This window comes from Yinghuangia sp. YIM S09857, from assembly GCF_051388915.1.
Classification (GTDB): Bacteria; Actinomycetota; Actinomycetes; order Streptomycetales; family Streptomycetaceae; genus Yinghuangia.
In genome coordinates this window covers 15,617-33,495 of the sequence record NZ_JBPKBH010000002.1, presented here as the reverse complement: position 1 = coordinate 33,495, position 17,879 = coordinate 15,617, and the positions used below count along the sequence as shown (strand labels likewise).

Sequence of the window (17,879 nt, the reverse complement as noted above, 5' to 3'; positions counted from 1 at the left end):
AAAGCTCCTTTGTCCTGTTGGTCCCTCAGGCTCCTTTGAGGGGGGTTCGGTCGGCATGGTGACGGGGGTCTCGCCACAACGCCCGGTTCACGGGATCGCTGCGGTGACTGCGGGGTGTGTCGGGGCGGGTGTGCGCTGGCAGTAGGACGGCGACTCGGCGCCCAAGGCGTCCAGTTCGGCGAGGGCTCTGCGGGCGTAGCCGTGGCCGATCCGGGCGGCGGCCCGGAGCGCGGCGCGGCGGGCGACGGAACGAGGCGGGCTCGCCGCGGCCATCCCGAACAGGACGTCCGCCGCCTCCGCGGCACACGAGACCCCGAACTGGCCCAGATCCGCCGCCGCCATCCGCCGCGTGCGGCGCGGGGTGTCGGGGGCGGCGATGATTTCGTGGAGCACCGTGATGGCCTCGGTACGGTTCACCGGGCCGTGGTACGCGAGGCGCCCGGCGGCTCCTGCCCGGACGTACGCGGGTGCGGCGTCGTCGCGCGCGGCGCGGCGCAACAGCGCGGCGGCTTCCGGTCGGTGGACCTCGCCGATGTACTCAAGGCGGTTCGCGATGAGCGCGGCGGCGCGGGCGGTTCCCGCTTCGTCGCAGAGGGCACGCAGCAGCGCCACGCCTTCGTCCTCGTACCGCGGCGCAATGTCCGCGAGTCGGTAGGCGGCCATGCTGCGTACTTCCAGCGTGGCGTGCGGGGCGGACGCGACGGCGCGGAAGGCCCGTACCGTTTCGTCGCGAAGCAGGGGGCCGGCCGAGAGCAGTACTTCGGCGGCGCCGAGGTGGTGGCTCGGGTCGGCGGTGGCATCCGCCAGGATCCTCTGCATGGCTTCGACGGCGATGCCGCGGAAATGTCCGCCTGCGGTGACACACACATGGGCTACAGCGACGCGCTGTGATGCGTCTGGGGCGGACTCCAGGAAATCCGGCAGGAGTTCGGCAGTCTCCGGTCCCGTGTCCGGGTCTATGGCCAGCAGGACAGCGATCGCCTCGACGCGGTCGGGCAATGGTAGTTGCGCGTCCACGGTTGCTTGACGCAGCCGCCGCACGACTTCGCGCACCCGGCGCGGGCTGGACGAAGGGACCTCGCGCGCGGCCAGGCGACGCAGAATGCCAGGTGTGTCCGTGTCAGTGAACACTTCGAACATCAGGGCGGCCGAGTCAGTCCGACCTTCGGTACCGAAGTCGCGGAACTTGCCCGCCAGTTCACGGAGTTCGCGCCGACTGACGGTCCGGTCAGAACGAGCGTGCCGCAAAGTGGCCAGTGCCGGACGCCGGAGCCTGGGCCCCCAGTCGACACGATCCGCGATGACCATCCACCGGATCTCGTTGGGCACGTCGTCCGCCGACAACACGATGTCGCCCAGCCCCACGGCCTCGTCGCGGAAACCGGGTCCGAGGCTGCCCAGCGCCTGGACCGCGCAGCGCCGAGCGTAGGGTGTCGTGTCTGCCGAACGTACGACGCCCCGCAGGAAATCGGCGAACTCCTGGGCGGTTTCCGGATCGGTCGAGGCCAAGTAGCCGCCGAGGACGACCGCGTCCTCGACCGTGGTGTCGGGGGCCGCCATGCGCTCACGGAGTTTCGCCACCACGACCGACGTGTGCCGGGGGGCCAAACGGGCGAGTTGTCGCGCGGTCGAAACCGTCGCGTGGGCGCGCCTGCGTGCCAGGCAAAGGCTCTCCAGAAGGCGCGCCGTCCCGGACTCCGCCAACGGAGATTCGAGTTCGGCCAGTTCCCTGGCGGCATCGTCGCGCACCCACGTCTCGACACCTTCGTCGGACACGATCGCCAGCAGCACTGCCGCCGCCTCGGGGATGTATCGCGGTGCCAGATTGGCGAGGTTCACAGCGGCCTGGCTACGGACGTAGTAGTCCGCGTCGCCGGCTGCGGCGGCCTCGCGGAGGACGGTCGCGGCTTCGCCCAGGTATACGGAGCCGAGTCTGGCCAGCGCCCCTGCCGACGACGTTCTGTCTCGCGCGCTCGCGTGAGGGTGCGCGATGACGGTCCGAAGCAGCCCGGCGGCGGCCTTGGAGTTCTGAGCCCCCAGATCCGCCAACGCACGTGCGAGTACATGGAGGCGCAACGGCGGTATGACTGTCGCTAGTTCACGGAGGGCTTCGGTCGCCTCGGAGGTATGCTCGGGACTCAGTTCGCCCAGTGCACCTGCAAAGACTGTGCGGTCCTCGGACGTGGACTCGGGCGACCTCATTTCCGTACGCAACAGTGCCACGGCGCCGTCACGGTGTGCGCGGCCCAGGGCTGCCAGAGCGACGGCGGCGAGAGCCCGCTGCTGTGCGGCGGTGTCCTCATCCCGGGCCAATTGCCAAAGAATCTCGGTTGCTTCGTGGGCGAACGCCGCGTCGAACCACCACGCCCCCAGGACGGCCACTGTGCGCAACTCGATGTCGCTGTGTCGGTCGCCGGCGATATCGACGAATATCGCCGCGGCTTCCGAGGCATGACCGAGCGAGTCGAGCAAACCCGCCGCGCGATGTCGGTCCAGTGCCTCGGCGTCCGGGCTCGCGGCAACGCCGCGCGCCAACTCGGCTGCCTCATGCGTGCCCTTCGGTCCGCAGTGGAGCATCGCCTCGGCCAGGGTCATGCAGTCGTCCTGGTCACGGCCTTGGGCCGAAACACACAGCAACTCGGTGGCCGTCAGCGCATGGTCGGACCCGAGTTCGGCAAGGGCCTTCGCAGCGTACGCGATCTCGTAGCAGGACACCTCGGGTCCGGCCTCGAGTGTGCCGAGTTCCGCGGCGGCTTCGTCGACGTATCGGGGGCCCAGTCCGACGAGCGACCGTGCCGCGTCGGCGCGAGTCACCCACCCCGCATGCGAGTTGCGGAGAACCGCTCGGAGGATGTCCGCGGCCTCGTCCGTGAATCGGGGATCCAAATCCGCCAAGGCTTCGGCCGCCGTGGCGCGGTCGTCTGGGGTGCTCTGCTCCGCCGCGGACAGGGCGCGGACGATGTCGACGGCGTCGCCCAGATGGCGCGGTGCGAGTTCCGCAATCGCTTGGGCTGCCGCCACGCGATGGCGGCCGGGGGCGTCAGCGTTCCGCATGACGGCGGCCAGCACGGGTTCGGCGATGTGCACGGCGTCGGGGCCGATGGCCCGGGCGATCGCGATCTGCATCTCATAGGACCGGTACTCCTCGCGTAGGTACCGGTCGATCGCGGTGCGCATCTCGGGGTGTTGGACCATCGCCGCGATGTCGCCGACGATCTGGCGGCTTTCCTCGTGGGGCATCTTGTTGGCCAGTCGGTGCAGAACGTGGTCCACGAAGCGGGACGCATGGCTCTCGTCCGCCTCAATGCCGTTGGCCAGGAAGGTCCCGGCCAGGGCCTGGAACCGGACCCCGCCGCCGTTCAGCCAATTCAGGATCGCGTCGCCACTCGCGTGCATGTTGGAGTGGTGAACGACGACCGCCCACGCCTGCATGTTCGCCGCAAGCGCTTCGTCTACCAGGGCGTGCCATGCCTCGTCCTCCGGGTCGAACTCGGGTGGCAGGCGGCGGGCGTGCACATCGGCCGCTATGTGTTCCGCGAACGTGTAGTGCACGAAACGGAGTCGGTCGCCCTGGAGCACGAACAACCCTGACGCGCCCAGGAATCCGGCCACCAGGGTCTGCCACTGCGGCAGTTGCAGCCGGGTCGGGCGGCAGCCCTGGGCGTCGAGCCAGGACAACGCTGCACGGAGCAGGTCGCGCGGTTCGGCGTCCGCGTCCCGGACCTTGACGACCGACTCCGCCAGGTGCTCGACCAGTTCGCGGACGTGCGCGAAGAGGTACGACACGCTCCGCACGTGCACCTCGCGCGCGTGGCGCAGGCCGTCGAGGATCCGTTCCTTCTGCTCGTGATGGGCGGCGGTGTGGTCGCGGTCGAGATAGGCGAAGTACTGTTCGTACAACCGGAACCGGCTCGTCGGCACCGTCTCCGCCGCGCCCTCGGTGAACACGATCGCCGCAATCGTGGCCAGCAGGGGAACCCGGCTCAGCTCGCGCACTCCCGTGCGGCCGATCTGGTGCAGGAACGCCTGTGCGCGGAGGCGTCCCTGTGCCGTGTCACCGAACCACCGCCCCGCGAACTCCTCCAACTGCTCGCGGCTGAACGGCTCCAACGTGTAGGCACCCAAAGCGAGTTGGTTCAGCGTATCCAGTTCGTCCGGAGGCAGCGGCCTGCTGGTGATCAGCAGACGGTACGGCACCTCTTGGTCCTGCAACCGGCTCCCCAGCATGGCGATGAACGCCCGCCGCTGCTCCGGGTTGGTGATCTCGTCCAGCCCGTCCACGATGAGCAGCCGCGTGTGCTCGGCCGGCAGGCACGCCAACAGGTCTGCGGGCAGGGGGCCGTCGAGGAACGGGCCGAGTTCGTCGGTGAGGGCGCGTTCGACCCGCGTGCTCCACGGGCCGTCCAGGTCGGCGAGCTTCGCGGCGGTGACGCGCAGCGGCAGCATGCTCTCCCCGGGCGCGAACTCGTCGGCCAGGGACGCGGCGAGCTGGAGCGTGAGGGTGGACTTCCCCTGCCCCGGGCCGCCCAGAATGAGCAAGTGGCGGTGCAGGGCGAGGGCTTCGTCCACCGCACGGAGCGGCGCGACGGTCGCGGAGCGGGCAACCGTCGGCCGGGGCGTCGGCATCGGCACGGGTTCGCTGTGATGCCGTTCCGGCGCGAAGGAGTCGGGACGCCCGGACGGGTCCCTCGGGTCGCGCACCACCGGGCCGGCATCGCGGCGCTCGTCCGGCTCGGTGGTGGTCGTGGACCGGTCGCGTTCGGAGACGTACGCGCGGGTCTGCTGCCGCACGTAGACCGTCGCCAGAGCATTGGCGGGCGCGCCGTACAGCCGGTACGGGAACTTGCTCGCCGCCCGCTGCTGCGCGACCAGCAGGTCGCGCAGCGGCCCGGTCGGCCCGGTGGCGCTCTCGTCGGCCTCCGTCGCGGCGCGCCGGTTGCGGGCCAGGACGATCCGCGAGCCGTGTCCGTCGTTGCGCTGCTGCGGCCGCGGCCGCCCCTTGGCGGCGAGTCGCGCGCTCAGGTGGTCGTGGATGCGTCCGAAGTCGAGGTACGTGTCGGCGCCCGCGATGCCGTTGGCCAGGATGTCGAGGAGTTCGCCGGTGAACGCGGTGTGCGTCTCCCCCGGCGGCGCCAGCGCGGCTTCCGTGGCCGAGGCGGCGGCGAGCAGGTACGTGCCCTCCACCTGTGATATGTCGGCGAGTTCGACGGGCGGGCCCATCGCGCCGACGATCGCGCGCCCCGCGAAGCAGCAGTCGAGGACGACCGCCTTGGCGCGGACGTGGCGGGCGTCGCGCAGGACCCCGCGTACCGACTCGTACCCGAGGCGCCGGAACCGCTGGTCGTGCCGCGACCCCCGCAGGGCCAGGTCGAGGCCGTCGTCCACCGGGGACAGCAGGCCGTGCCCGGCGAAGTAGACGAGGAGCAGGTCGCTTGCGGCGGACGCGGCTTCGGCGACGGCCTCCAGGACGTCGTCGGCGCTCCCGGGCTGCTCGACAACGGTGCAGTGGCCGTCGGGCAGGCCCCACACGAGCGGGTCGATGAGGGCGGCACGCAGCGCCCTCAGGTTGTGGGCGACGGCCGGTAGGTCGGGGAGGTGGTCGTAGGTGTGGGTGCCGATGAGCACGGCGCCCGAGGACCGCGGGTCGTGCAGGCCGGGGGCCATCAGGCGGCGCCTTCGGCGTCCCCGTCCCCGTCCGCGGGCGGCGTGGCGGGCGGTGCGGCGGCGGCGGCTGCGGCTGCGAGCCCAGGCGCGGGCCCAGCCCCGGGCGCAGGCCCCGGTCCAGGCGCGGAGCCGGGCGCGGCCACGGGCGTGGGCCCGGGAGTGAGCCCGGGAGTGGGCCCGGGCGCGGCCCCGGACGAGGGCCCGGGCGCGGCCCCGGCCCCAGGCGCAGCCCCAGACAAGGGCCCAGACACGGCCTCAGCCACAGGACCCGCGTTCGCCGTCAGTGCGTCCACGATCGCCCGGATGGTCTCCGGCGACCCGTCCTGCACGGTCACGGTCGTGGCGCCCACGGTCAGCGTCGCCGATCCCGCGCGCGGGCGGCTGCTGCGCCACATGGCGAGCGTGGCGGCCAGGCTCGCCGCCGAGAAGCCGCTCGCGAGCACGATGTCGATCACGTCCAGCGTCGGGCCCATCAACGATTCGCCGAGTGTGTCCTGCGACGAGGTCAGCTCGACGCGGGCGTCGTAACGGAGTTGGTCGGCGTCGCGCAGCCACCGGTAGAGGTGGCGGACGTCGTCCCGCGCGTCGGCGCCGTCCAAGGTGATCGTGACGTGCATCGGCTGTGTCCCCCTCGCCCCGGCCGCCCCCGGCCGTCCGCGGTCCCGCGGCGGCTGCCCGGATCCCGAACCCCGACCGCCCGCACTGGTGTTGTGGCGCACCAGCCTAGAACCTGCCGCCGTGTTCGGACGCCCGCTCGCACGCAGACCCGTGCACCTGCTCACCCGGCCCACCCAGCCGCCCGTCCGCCGAACTCCCGCCTCGTGCCGACGCTGCCCCGCCGCCCGCATGCCCTCGCCCCGCCTCCCGCTAGGCTGATCTTGTGCTCCCCCTGGTCCAAGCCATCCGCTACGTCACCCCGCTGCGCGAGGGTGGTTCGCTGCCGGGCATCGTCGAGGCCGACGATCTCGGCACGTACGTCGTCAAGTTCCGCGGTGCGGGCCAGGGGCCGAAGGTCCTGGTCGCCGAGGTGATCGTCGGCGAGCTGGCGCGCCGCCTCGGGCTGGCGATGCCCGATCTGGTACGCATCGAACTCGACCCCGTGATCGGCCGCAGCGAGCCGGACGAGGAGGTGCAGGACCTGCTGCACGCGTCCGGCGGCCTCAACCTCGGCATGGACTTCCTGCCGGGCGCGGTCGGCTTCGACCCGGTGGCGTGGCAGCCGGACGGCCCCACCGCGGCCCGGGTGCTGTGGCTCGACGCCTTCACCAGCAACGTCGACCGCACGTGGCGCAATCCGAACCTGCTGGTGTGGCACGACCGGCTCTGGCTGATCGACCACGGCGCGGCGCTGTGGTTCCACCACGCGTGGTCGGCGGCGAAGGCGGCCGCGACCCGCCCGTACGACGCGTCCGACCACGTCCTCGCGCCCACCGCGGCCGGGCACCTGGCAGACGCCGACAAGGCGCTGTCGCCGCTGGTCACGCGCGACCTGCTGACCGAGGTGACGGACCTGGTCCCGAACGCCTGGCTGGAGCCGAACGAGGCCGAGGCCAAGCTCGGGCTCGACTCGCCCGACGCATTGCGGGCCGCGTACGTCGACCACCTTCTCGAACGCCTCGCGAACCGCAAGGCCTGGCTCCCGGCGGTGGACGCCTCATGACCCCGCCCGACGTGACCCCGCCCGACGCCACCACCGCACCGCGCGACCTGCCGGACACCGTGCCGCCGACCGCGCCCCGCGCCACCCCGCTGACCGCCGAAGTGGCGCCGCGGCCGCGCGAGTTCTTCGAGTACGCGCTGATCCGCGTGGTGCCGCGCGTGGACCGCGGCGAGTGCATCAACGCGGGCGTCGTGCTGTACAGCCAGGCGTTCGACTTCCTGGGCGCGCGCACGCACCTGGACGTGCCGCGGCTGTGCGCGCTCGACCGTGCGGCGGACTCCGTACAGACGCGCGCCGCGCTGGCGGCGTGGGAGCTGGTGTGCGCGGGCGCGCCGGGCGCGGGGCCGGCGGGGGCGGAGCCGCTGGGACGACGCTTCCGCTGGCTGACGGCACCGCGCAGCGCGGTGGTGCAGCCGGGGCCGGTGCACGGCGGGCTGACGGCGAACCCGGCGGCGGAACTCGACCGGTTGTTCGACCTGCTGGTGCTCTGACGTCGTACCAAGTAGCGCCACATCGCTTTACCGACATGCCGCTGTGCCGCCGTACGACGTGACGCGGGCTCGGCCCGACCGGCGCCCGACACGCAGCCGCCGATGCATGCCGGAAAGGCCGACCGGACCCGGCCCGGAAGGCAGCCGGATCCGCGCCCGCCTCTGCGGTCAGGTCAGCGATCGGTGACGACGAGGATCACGGTCGCGATGGCCATGACCGACCATCCGAACCACATCCACGCCGGCGGGCTGTATATGGCGGAGTAGAGCGACGCGAGGGCGAGGTAGATCCCGGTGCATATGACCAGGCCGCGGCTCGTCGAGCTCGGGGTGACACCGGACATGGGCCCTCCCCTGGGGCTACGGCGTCGGCAGGACCCGGGACAGGGCCCCTGACTTGCAGGTTAGCGCGCCGGGCGGGGAATCCGGGAGATCTCGGGCAGCGCGTCGCGCGTACGTTCGGCTCCGTACCGTCGACTCCACGAGCCGGATCCCACTGCGATCGGAAGCGGACGGTGAGGTTCGGGTAGCGGAGGCCGGGCCGGCAGTCACATTCCGACCGCCACACGCCGACCGTCAATTGCCGAGCCTCACACGCCGACCGTCAGCTGCGCCTGGACGTGTGCCCGCACGATCGCGGCCATGTCCGTCCCCTCGCTGTCGATCAGCCACTGCACCTGGAGCCCGTCCATTAGCGCGACGAGTTGGCGGGCCGCGTCCTCGGGGTCGACGCCGGGGCGCAGGAGCCCGGCCTTGCGGGCGTGCGCGTAGTCGTACGCCAGTCCCGCGACGGTGGTGCGGTAACGCTCGGCGAAGTACTCGTGCGCGGGGTGGTCCGGCGAGGTGGCCTCGGCGGACAGGGCCGTGAACATCTCGACGATCGCGCGGCGGTGCGTGTTCAGCTCGACCACCTCGACCATGCGCCGCAGGCGGTCGACGCCGACCTCGCCCGAGGCGGTGACGCGCCGGGCGTCGTCCTCGTCCCGTTGCGCGAGCACGGCCAGCAGCAGGGCCTCCTTGGTCGGGAAGTGGTGGATGAGCCCGGGGTGTGAGATGCCGCAGCGGGCCGCGATCTCGCGGAGCGACGCGCCGCGGTAGCCGACCTCGCCGAACAGGGCGACGGCCTGGTCGATGATCTCGCGGCGTTTCGCGCGGCCCTTGGCGTAGCCGCGCCGCGCCTCGGCGGCGGTCACGTCGTTCCTCCCGGCCTCGCGTCGCGTTCGATTCGCGTGCTCGCACGTGCCTGTGGGCGGGTGCCCGCGCGTGCGCTCGGATGCGCGACAGGATGCCACACCACTCAATACCTACCATAAGCTAGGTTTTTCCCGCTGAATACTTACCACTCACTCGGGATTGTGCCTATAGTGGCGCCACCGCCAGCCTGGGACGCACCGGCAGCGGGCCGTCCATCCACCGCGACCACGGAGACGACGCAATGACCAGCGACGCCGCACGGCTCGACATCCCCGCACTGCTCGCCGAACTCACCCTTGAGGAGAAGGCCGCGCTCCTGGACGGCTCCGACTTCTGGCGGACCCAGCCGATCGAGCGCCTCGGCATCCCCGCGATCATGCTGTCCGACGGCCCGCACGGCCTTCGCAAGCAGGACGAGAGCGGCGACCACCTCGGCCTGCTCGCCAGCGTCCCGGCCACCTGCTTCCCGCCCGCCGCGGGCCTCGCGTCGAGCTGGGACACCGCGCTCCTCGCCCGCGTCGGCGAGGCGATCGGACGCGAGTGCCGCACCGAGCGCGTCGCCATCGTCCTCGGCCCGGGCGTCAACATGAAGCGCTCGCCGCTCTGCGGCCGCAACTTCGAGTACTACTCCGAGGACCCGGCGCTGGCCGGCGAGCTGGGCGCGGCGTTCACCCAGGGCGTGCAGAGCCAGGGCGTCGGCGTGTCGGTCAAGCACTACGCCGCCAACAACCAGGAGACCGACCGCATGACCGTCTCCGCCGAGGTCGACGAGCGCACGCTGCGCGAGATCTACCTGCCGGCGTTCGAGACGGTCGTCACCAAGGCCGACCCGTGGACCGTGATGTCGTCGTACAACCGCGTCAACGGCACGTACGTCGCCGAGCACCGCCAACTGCTCACCGAAATCCTGCGCGGCGACTGGGGCTTCCGCGGGCTGGTCGTCTCCGACTGGGGCGGGGTCAGCCGCCGTGCCGAGACCGTCGCCGCGGGCCTCGACCTGGAGATGCCGTCCTCCGGCGGCGCCGGGACGCGCATCATCCTGGACGCCGTCGCCTCCGGACAGCTCACCCAGGCCGACGTCGACCTCGCCGTCACCCGCGTCCTCACCCTGATCGACCGCGCGCTCCCCGCCCTCGCCGACCCGGCCGGATACGACGCCGACGCGCACCACGCCCTCGCCCGCGAGGCCGCCGCCGCGAGCGCCGTCCTGCTCAAGAACGAGGGCGGTCTGCTCCCCCTCGACCCGGCCGCGGGCGGAACCGTCGCGGTCATCGGCGAGTTCGCGCGTACGCCCCGCTACCAGGGCGCCGGGTCCTCGCAGGTCAACCCCACCCGCATCGACTCCGCCCTGGACGCGCTGCGGTCCGCCCTCGACGGCACCCGCGAGGTCGCCTTCGCCGCCGGGTACGTCATCGAGTCCGAGGACGCCGACGACGCACTCGTCGCCGAGGCCGTCGCCACCGCGGCGGCCGCGGAGGTCGCCGTCCTGTTCCTCGGCCAGCCGCCGTCGTACGAGTCCGAGGGCTACGACCGCGCGCACATGGACCTCCCGGCCCAGCAGACAGCCCTGCTCCACGCCGTCGCCGACGCGAACCCGAACCTCGTCGTCGTGCTGTCCAACGGATCCGTCGTCACCCTCGCCCCCTGGCAGGACCGCGCCAAGGCGCTCCTGGAGACCTGGCTGCTCGGCCAGGCCGGCGGCAGCGCGGTCGCGGACCTGCTCCTCGGCGCGGTCTCTCCGTCCGGCAGGCTCGCCGAGACCATCCCGGTGCGCTACGAGGACAACCCGACCATCGGCAACTTCCCCGGCGACTTCGGGCGCGTGCAGTACGGCGAGGGCCTCCTGATCGGGTACCGCTGGTACGACGCGCACCGGCTGCCGGTGGCCTACCCGTTCGGGCACGGACTGTCGTACACGACCTTCGGCTACGACGGGTTGGAGATCGCGGTCCGCGCGGACGGCGCCGAACCGCAGGTCGACGTCACGGTCACGGTGACCAACACCGGCGACCGCGCGGCCACCGAGACCGTGCAGCTGTACGTGACCGACCCCGAGGCGTCGGTCTTCCGGCCGGAGCAGGAGCTGCGCGCCTTCGCCCGGGTCACGCTGGAGCCGGGCGAGAGCGCCCCGGTCACGCTGACGCTGGGGCGGCGGGCGTTCGCCTTCTGGCACGAAGCCGTGGGCCGCTGGATCGTCGAGAGCGGCGCCTTCGGGCTGCGCGTCGGGGCGTCCTCACGCGACATCCGCGCCGAGGGCACCGTCGAACTCACCGGCGACGCCTACGCGGTGCCGCTCCAGGCCGACTCCACCGCCGAGCAGTGGTTCGCCCACCCGGCCGCGGGCCCGTGGCTGCGCGAGGCGGTCGGCACCGAGGGCTTCGCGGCGATGCTGTTCGACCCGGAGAGCGGCCAGATGATCCGCGCGATCCCCCTGTCCCGCCTGGCCCGGTTCCCCGGATTCCCGGTGAACGACGAGCAGATCGACGAGGCCGTACGGAAGTTCGCGGAGGCGACGGCGGGCTGACAGCGGCTGAGGGGGCGTCGGGGCGTCGGGGGCCCTACGAGGTAGTGGGGGTACCGGCGGGCGCGGGACGGGATGCGAAGGCACTCGTCCCGCGCCCGTTCACAGCAGAACCAACACTTGACCGATCACCGGCCTCGGCATCCCGTGTCCTGCTCCGCGGCCCAGGTCCTCAACAGGGTGACGGCCTCTTCCCGTGACAGCGGGCCGCGTTCGAGATGCAGCTCTTGTAGATGGCGGGTGGCCGCACCGACGAGCGGGCCCGGAGAGAGGCCGAGCAGCTCGATGATCGCCTTACCGTCAAGAGCCACCGGAACGCCGGGAAGCCTCCTGCGCTTCTCAATGTCCGCGGCGGCACGTGCTGTTCTCGCCTGTTCCTTCAGGTGCTCCTGATGCCATTCGTCGTAGCTTGCCGCCCACAGAGCGCTCCGGCCGGCCGACTGCCAGCCCTCCGTGTCCTGTTCCCAGCCAAGCCCCACCTCCAGGAACAGGTCGTGGTGGTCCGCCCGTTCGAAGCTGCTCGGAACGACATCGAGCAGGGCGAGCGCGGCATTGATCGGCCAATCTTCCCGTGGGCCGGTGAAGTCCCAGGTACGAGCCGTACCCCACGCCTTCGCGCCGGTACGCCAGACGGCAGCGGCCTGGCACCCGTCCCCTCCGTGGAAATCCGCCTCCACGTAGGCAATCGGCCCGCCCCGGGACCAGTCGCTCAAGGTCTGCTCGAAGACCGGCGACGTCACCGTGAACGGTTGACCAAGTCCGGTGCCGGTTCGGCTGATATGCCCCGTCTGGTCGCCGAGGAGCTGTTCGGTGACAGGAACCAGCCCCATGCCCTGCCGGAGCGGGGCGACGGCCGTTTCGCGAATCCCGGCAGTGCGGCTCCTGAGCAGGTCGAAACTGCCTATGACGGCGTTGAGCTGGTACGGCACTTCCGCAGGGTACCCGCCCAACAGTCACACAGAGGTTCGGTGTTCGCCGACCAGCGAAGAACGCCAAGGCGGGCACCGCGGCTACCGGTCGGCCGCCGCCTTCAGCTTTCGGCGGCACCTGCGAGGGCCGAATCGGCCGCGGCGAAGGCCGGGTTGCGGTAGTGGACGTACCCGTGCCCCGGGCAGCCGACCCGCGGTCGGGCGATCGTGCGCAGGCGGTCGATGGCGGCGCGCGACTCCGCGTCCACGGCCGTGTAGACGTTCATCCGCGTCTCCGGCACCTCCAACGCCATCGAGGTCACGGTCACCCGGATCTCGCCGACCTCCGGATGCCGCAGCCGCTTCACGTACGCGTCCCCCACCAGCACGTCCTGTCGCGCCCACAGTGCTGCGAACTCGGTACTCGCCTCGCACAACCGCTGTACGAAGGCGACCCACGCGGGCTCGCCGATGTGCCGCCCGTAGGCCGGGCGCAGCGAGGCCACCATGCGCGGCATCTCCAGGGTCGGGTCCATGAACGGGCAGCAGCACTCCGGCTTCGTGAAAATGTTCCACATGACGTTCCGCTCCGCCCGCGCCGCACTCGACACGCCGGGGAAGAGCATCGCGTACGTCGCGTTCCACGCCAGCACGTCCCACCGCGCGTTGTAGACCGCCGCGGGAAGCGGGACGAGGTGGTCGAGGATCCCCTGCACCTCGGGCCGTACGTGGTCGGTGCTGTCCGGCCGCGACACCGAGGGGATGCCCGCGAGTTGGTACAGGTGCTCGCGCTCGGCGACGTCCAGCCGCAGCGTGCGCGACACCGCGTCGAGCACCTGCGCACTGGCCTTGATCGGCCGCCCCTGCTCCAGCCACGTGTACCAGGTGACGCCCACTCCGGCGAGCTGCGCGACCTCCTCGCGACGCAAGCCGGGGGTACGCCGACGGGTGCCCTCCGGCAGGCCGACGTCCCCCGGCGTGATCCGCGCCCGCCGGCTGCGCAGGAACGCCGACAACTCGCCGCGCCGCACCGCCTGCGGCACCTTGGCCACCGCACTAGTACTGGTCATCCATCCATCCTCGCCACAACGGCGAAGACGAACCAGGTGCTCCTGGTACCCGGATAACCACGCGCCGGTTACCGGTACCAGCCGGGTACCGTCAGCCGGCCGCCTTCAGCGCAGAGGCGAGCAGCGCCCAAGAAGCGGTTCCCACAACGAGCACCCCGCGCGGTGTCCTTGCTGTCACGAACCGCCATCCCACGAACACCGAGCCGCGCCCCCTCGACGCAGTTTCCCCCCCTGGTTGTTGCTGTAGCTGGACTTGAACCATTCGCCGGGAGCGGGCCTGTCGTTCATCGAATCGAAGCTCCTTCTCTGCCGTGTCGATGCCGCACGGCGGCGTGGCGTTCGGGAACGTTCCGAGTGTGGGCGTCGTCGCGTGGCCCCGACAAGCGGCGTTCTGAACTGCGATGTGGGTTCCGGGTGTTGGTTATACCCGGATAAACAGGCTTCTGTTACGGGTATGGGCGCGCGGTCACGGTTGGGGGATGACTGAGACAACACTTTCCCGTCCGCTGCGTGCGACGGAGGGTCCGTCGGGGGCGGGGCGGCCCGGGTTGCTGCTTGCCGCGGTGCTCACCGGGCAGTTCATGGCGTTGCTGGACGTCTCCGTGGTCAACGTTGCGGCTCCGACGTTGCGTGAGGACCTTGACGCCTCGGGCGCCGCACTCCAGTTCATCGTCGCCGGGTACACGATCGTGTACGCGGCGCTCATCGTCACCGGGTCGCGGCTCGGGGGCATGTTCGGGTACCGGCGGCTGTTCGTCACCGGTCTCGCCGTGTTCACCGCGGCCTCGCTCGCGTGCGGGGTCGCGCCGGAGACCGGGTCGCTGATCGCCGCGCGGGCGGTGCAGGGCGCGGGGGCCGCACTGATGGTGCCTCAGGTGCTGTCCGTGATCCAACGTCAGTTCCAGGGCGAGGCACGGGCGAAGGCGCTCGGCCTGTACGCCGCGGTCATCGCCGGAGGCGCGGTCGCCGGGCAGGTGCTCGGCGGCGTACTGGTGACGGCCGACCTGTTCGGGCTCTCGTGGCGCCCGGTGTTCCTGGTGAATGTGCCGGTGGGCCTGGCCCTGCTGGCCGCCGTACCGCGTCTCATGCCGCCGGACCGGGCGGAGACCGCGAGGCGCCTCGACCTGCGCGGGCTGCTGGTGGTGTCGCCCGCAATCGTGCTGCTCGTGGTGCCGCTGGTGCTCGGGCACGAGGAGGACTGGCCGCTGTGGGGCTGGGTGTGCATGGCCGCGGGGGCTGTGCTGTTCGCGCTGTTCGCGGTGGTGGAACGTGGTGTCGAGGCGCGCGGCGGCGCACCGCTGGTGTCCGGGCGGCTGCTGCGCACACCCGGTGTGACCCCGGCGGCGGTGACGATGACGCTGGTGATGGCGTCGTACGCCGGATTCCTGTTCACCTCCGCCCTCTACCTGCAAGGCGGGCTCGGCTACTCGGCGCTGCACGCGGGAGGGGTGTTCGTACCGGCGGCGCTCGTCTTCGCCGTGGTCAGCCTGAACTGGCAACGCCTGCCCGCCCGTTACCACCGGCATCTGCCGGCCGTCGCGATGGTTCCGGTGGCGGCGTCGTACCTCGGCCTCGCATGGGCGCAGCACGAGGACGCGAACCAGGCCGTGCTGATCGCGGTACTCGGGGCCGTCGGGGCGTCGCTGGGGGCCGCGTTCAGCCCGGTGATGGCGCTGGGCCTGCGGCGGGTGGCGCCGGTCGACGCCCCGGACGCGAGCGGACTCCTGGCCACCGTCACGCAGTTCGGGCAGGTGCTGGGGGTGGCGGTGTTCGGCACGGTGTATTTGGAACGGATCGGCGCGGGCGCCGCGCAGGCGGGCTGGACGACGGGCCTGGGCCTGGCGGGGGTCGCCCTCGCGGCGGCGCTGAGCGCGCTGATGCTGCGGCGCGGTTGACGGCCCGACTCACGACCGGGCTTCGGCCCGACCGATGTCCCGGCTCTCGGCCCGGCTGACGACGCGCGAACGACGGCCCCACCGGCGACCGGCCGGCGGCACGGCCAGCGGTCCGGCCGGCGGCCCGGCCGCAAACCGTCACCGGGATGGTGTCGACTCTGTTGCCTCCATGTGCGGAGAATCAGTCAGTTGATCGCACGCACATGGGGGCAACGGTGGGTCGTCGAGGGCTGGTTCTGCGGGGCACGGGGTTCACGGGTTTCATGCTGGCGGCCGTCCTGGTCGCGGGGTGCAGCAGCGATTCGGATGCGACGGGGCAGGGCGACGGTGCGCCCACCAACGACATAGCGCGCATTCTGGGCGGCGACACGGCGCGGCCGTCGCCGGACCGTCCCGCGCCGCCACCGCCGCCGTCCCCGACCGTCGACATCCCGCTCGGCGACCGGGCCAAGGACGTCGTACGCGCCGTCCCGCTGGAACCGCGCCACTGGGGACCCGAATACCAGAGGCAGGAAGGCTACGAGGAGGACTCGCTCGCCCGGTTCGTCTTCGGCGACGACTGCACGAGCCGCGAGGACGGCACGATGCCGGGCGCGGTCGCGAACCTGTACCGCTACACGTTCAGCCCCACCGCCTCCGGCCTCGAACAGGTCTTCGCGGTGTCGGGGGCGACGGCGTTCGACACCGTGGACGCCGCGAAGGAGTCGTTGGAGAAAGTACGCCAGGACGCGAAGCGCTGCCCGTCGCAGACCCTCGCCGGCGGCGCGCGCCTGACGAGCGTGACCACCGACGAGCACGAACTCGCCGACGTCGACGAGGCGCTGGTCATGGACGCGATCTGGGTCGATGCGAAGGGCGAACGCAACGCGCCGTATGTGTGGGTGATGGCCCGTCAGGGGTCGGTTGTGGTGGCGACGCTCGCGGTGGACCTGAAGGCGCCGGATGTGGAGACGACCCAGGAGATCGCGTTTCGCGGCGCGGAGCTGGTCGTCCAGCGCCTGACCGCGAAGATGAAGGAGAAGTAGGGAGACAAGGCGAGACGGCGGGTCGCCGGAGCGGACGACGGCGTGGCCGGCCCCTGCTTGCGCCCGCCCGCCCCCGGCTGCCGGTGGCGTTCCGGGGTTTCACAGCGTTACGAGGCAAGGGCCTGCTATTAGGCCCCTTCTCCGCCACGACCCCCCGCGCTCACCCCTCCGGATAGTGCAGCGTCGTGTCCAGCCGTGCGCGGTCGTGGCTCAGGCGTTTGACGCTCACCACCCGGGCGCCCTCGGACTTCTCGAGTTCGAGACAGCCCACCGCGCCGCCGGCGACCGAGCATGGCCGCGCCACGAAACCCGACTGGGGGCGCAAGTTGCGGCTCACCGATCATCCCCCCGCCCGTCGGCGATGCGCGGCCGACCGCTGTCGACCTCTCAGGAAGTCTGCTTTGCCCTCGGACGCCGAGGCCACCGAATGGCGCGGAGATCCCCCGAATGGAGCAACGAAATCGTCGGTTGACGATCGGCAAATCGGGCGAACATCCGCCAAGTTCCCAATAGTTCGAGTAGCCATCGAAAGCGGCTCAAGTCCTCCTCATTCGCTCACGGGGCGGGAAGGTGGGGCCCGACCCTCGGCGTCCCGAGGCCCCCACGCCGCGGAGTCGTGGAGTCGCGCTGTCGTGGAGTCAGTCGCGCGGCTGCGCGGCCTAACGCTCGCAGGCGATGCCGTCGCCGTCGCGATCCAGGTGCAGGCCATAGCCCGGGTCACCCCTGCGGATCGGCGCCGCGCCCGCCGCCTTCACGTCGCGGCAGTTGCGGTAGAACACAAACGTCGGGCGCCCGGTCGGCCGTGGGTCGGGCCTGGTGGCCGTGGGGTTGGGCGGGTTCGACGTCTGCCCCTTCGTCGGCGGGATCGTGATCCGCGTCGGGTCGGCGGTCTTCACCGGCGGTACCGAGGTCGGCGCACCGGAGCACGTCTCCTTGCCGGGGACCGCCGCCAGGTCCACCTTCTCCTGCGGGTTCGACGGCCCCGGCGCGGGCATCTGCGTGCAGACCTTCCACGTCTTGTCCGCGGCGGGCTTGCGGTTCTGCCCGAGCGCGTCGCGGTAGGCGACCTCCCCGGTGAACCCGGCAGCCTTCACCGCCGCGGTCGCCGCCGCCAGGTCCTTGCCCGTCAGGTCGGGCATGTTCACCGTGGGCAGCGCCGCGCCGTCCTGCGCGCCCGTGTCCCGAACTATCGGGGTGGACTTGTCCTCTTCCTTGCCCTTCCCGGATCCGCTGCTGCACCCGGCGACACCGAGAGTCGCGCAGGCAAGCAGTGCCAGGGTCGTACGTGCGGCTTGGTCGCGCATGGTGGCCATCTCTCCGGAAGCATTCGACTGCCGGAACACTAGCGACGCGCCACCCGAACGCACATTCCAACCTCCAAATCCCGTATCCGCGGGCAGCCCCAAGACGCCGCAGGCCCGCGCATTCCGGGCGGCAGGCGCAACCGAAGG

General features: G+C 71.6%; 13 protein-coding genes. 5 read left to right on the top strand and 8 right to left on the bottom strand.

The genetic code is table 11. The annotated features are described in order from the left end of the window. Positions 1–87 precede the first annotated feature (87 nt). The gene (locus tag ACRX5S_RS03265; protein ID WP_436771181.1) at positions 88–5,664 is read right to left on the bottom strand and encodes a caspase, EACC1-associated type; all 5,577 of its coding nucleotides are present in this window, start codon (positions 5,662–5,664) and stop codon (positions 88–90) included. Continuing rightward, on the bottom strand, positions 5,664–6,281 hold the full coding sequence (locus tag ACRX5S_RS03260) for an effector-associated constant component EACC1 (protein WP_436771180.1): 618 nt from the start codon (positions 6,279–6,281) through the stop codon (positions 5,664–5,666). Before ACRX5S_RS03260 ends, ACRX5S_RS03265 begins: the two co-directional genes overlap by 1 nt. Positions 6,282–6,544: 263 nt before the next feature. Between ACRX5S_RS03260 and ACRX5S_RS03255 the strand changes: the two genes are divergently transcribed. Both ACRX5S_RS03255 and ACRX5S_RS03250 read left to right on the top strand, forming a co-directional pair. Further along, positions 6,545–7,324, top strand: a complete 780-nt coding sequence (locus tag ACRX5S_RS03255; protein WP_436771179.1) for a HipA family kinase — start codon at positions 6,545–6,547, stop codon at positions 7,322–7,324. After that, a complete protein-coding gene (locus ACRX5S_RS03250) occupies positions 7,321–7,815 on the top strand; it encodes a DUF3037 domain-containing protein (protein WP_436771178.1) in 495 nt (164 codons plus the stop codon). Before ACRX5S_RS03255 ends, ACRX5S_RS03250 begins: the two co-directional genes overlap by 4 nt. 173 nt (positions 7,816–7,988) lie before the next feature. On the opposite strand, the gene ACRX5S_RS03245 is transcribed toward ACRX5S_RS03250, so the two are convergent. Both ACRX5S_RS03245 and ACRX5S_RS03240 read right to left on the bottom strand, forming a co-directional pair. Then, positions 7,989–8,159, bottom strand: a complete 171-nt coding sequence (locus ACRX5S_RS03245) for a hypothetical protein (RefSeq protein WP_436771177.1) — start codon at positions 8,157–8,159, stop codon at positions 7,989–7,991. Between the two features lie 246 nt (positions 8,160–8,405). After that, positions 8,406–9,008: a TetR/AcrR family transcriptional regulator gene (locus ACRX5S_RS03240; protein WP_436771176.1), complete on the bottom strand. Its 603-nt coding sequence runs from the start codon at positions 9,006–9,008 to the stop codon at positions 8,406–8,408. A gap of 242 nt (positions 9,009–9,250) precedes the next feature. Between ACRX5S_RS03240 and ACRX5S_RS03235 the strand changes: the two genes are divergently transcribed. Beyond that, the gene (locus ACRX5S_RS03235) at positions 9,251–11,533 is read left to right on the top strand and encodes a glycoside hydrolase family 3 C-terminal domain-containing protein (protein ID WP_436771175.1); all 2,283 of its coding nucleotides are present in this window, start codon (positions 9,251–9,253) and stop codon (positions 11,531–11,533) included. A gap of 125 nt (positions 11,534–11,658) precedes the next feature. On the opposite strand, the gene ACRX5S_RS03230 is transcribed toward ACRX5S_RS03235, so the two are convergent. Together ACRX5S_RS03230 and ACRX5S_RS03225 are read right to left on the bottom strand one after the other, a co-directional pair. After that, positions 11,659–12,459, bottom strand: a complete 801-nt coding sequence (locus tag ACRX5S_RS03230; protein ID WP_436771174.1) for a hypothetical protein — start codon at positions 12,457–12,459, stop codon at positions 11,659–11,661. 101 nt (positions 12,460–12,560) lie between these two features. Then, complete coding sequence (locus ACRX5S_RS03225; RefSeq protein WP_436771173.1) at positions 12,561–13,508, bottom strand: helix-turn-helix transcriptional regulator; 948 nt, start codon at positions 13,506–13,508, stop codon at positions 12,561–12,563. A gap of 479 nt (positions 13,509–13,987) precedes the next feature. On the opposite strand from ACRX5S_RS03225, the gene ACRX5S_RS03220 reads away from it, so the two are divergent. Both ACRX5S_RS03220 and ACRX5S_RS03215 read left to right on the top strand, forming a co-directional pair. Continuing rightward, entirely contained in the window at positions 13,988–15,403 is a 1,416-nt protein-coding gene (locus ACRX5S_RS03220; RefSeq protein ID WP_436771172.1) for an MFS transporter, read from the top strand. Between the two features lie 263 nt (positions 15,404–15,666). Beyond that, entirely contained in the window at positions 15,667–16,428 is a 762-nt protein-coding gene (locus ACRX5S_RS03215) for a hypothetical protein (RefSeq protein ID WP_436771171.1), read from the top strand. Between the two features lie 160 nt (positions 16,429–16,588). Here ACRX5S_RS03215 and ACRX5S_RS03210 read toward each other — a convergent pair whose 3' ends face one another. After that, positions 16,589–16,765, bottom strand: coding sequence for a hypothetical protein (locus tag ACRX5S_RS03210; RefSeq protein ID WP_436771170.1), 177 nt, complete (start codon positions 16,763–16,765; stop codon positions 16,589–16,591). A 322-nt stretch (positions 16,766–17,087) separates the two neighbouring features. Beyond that, complete coding sequence (locus ACRX5S_RS03205) at positions 17,088–17,732, bottom strand: excalibur calcium-binding domain-containing protein (RefSeq protein WP_436771169.1); 645 nt, start codon at positions 17,730–17,732, stop codon at positions 17,088–17,090. Positions 17,733–17,879 lie beyond the last annotated feature (147 nt).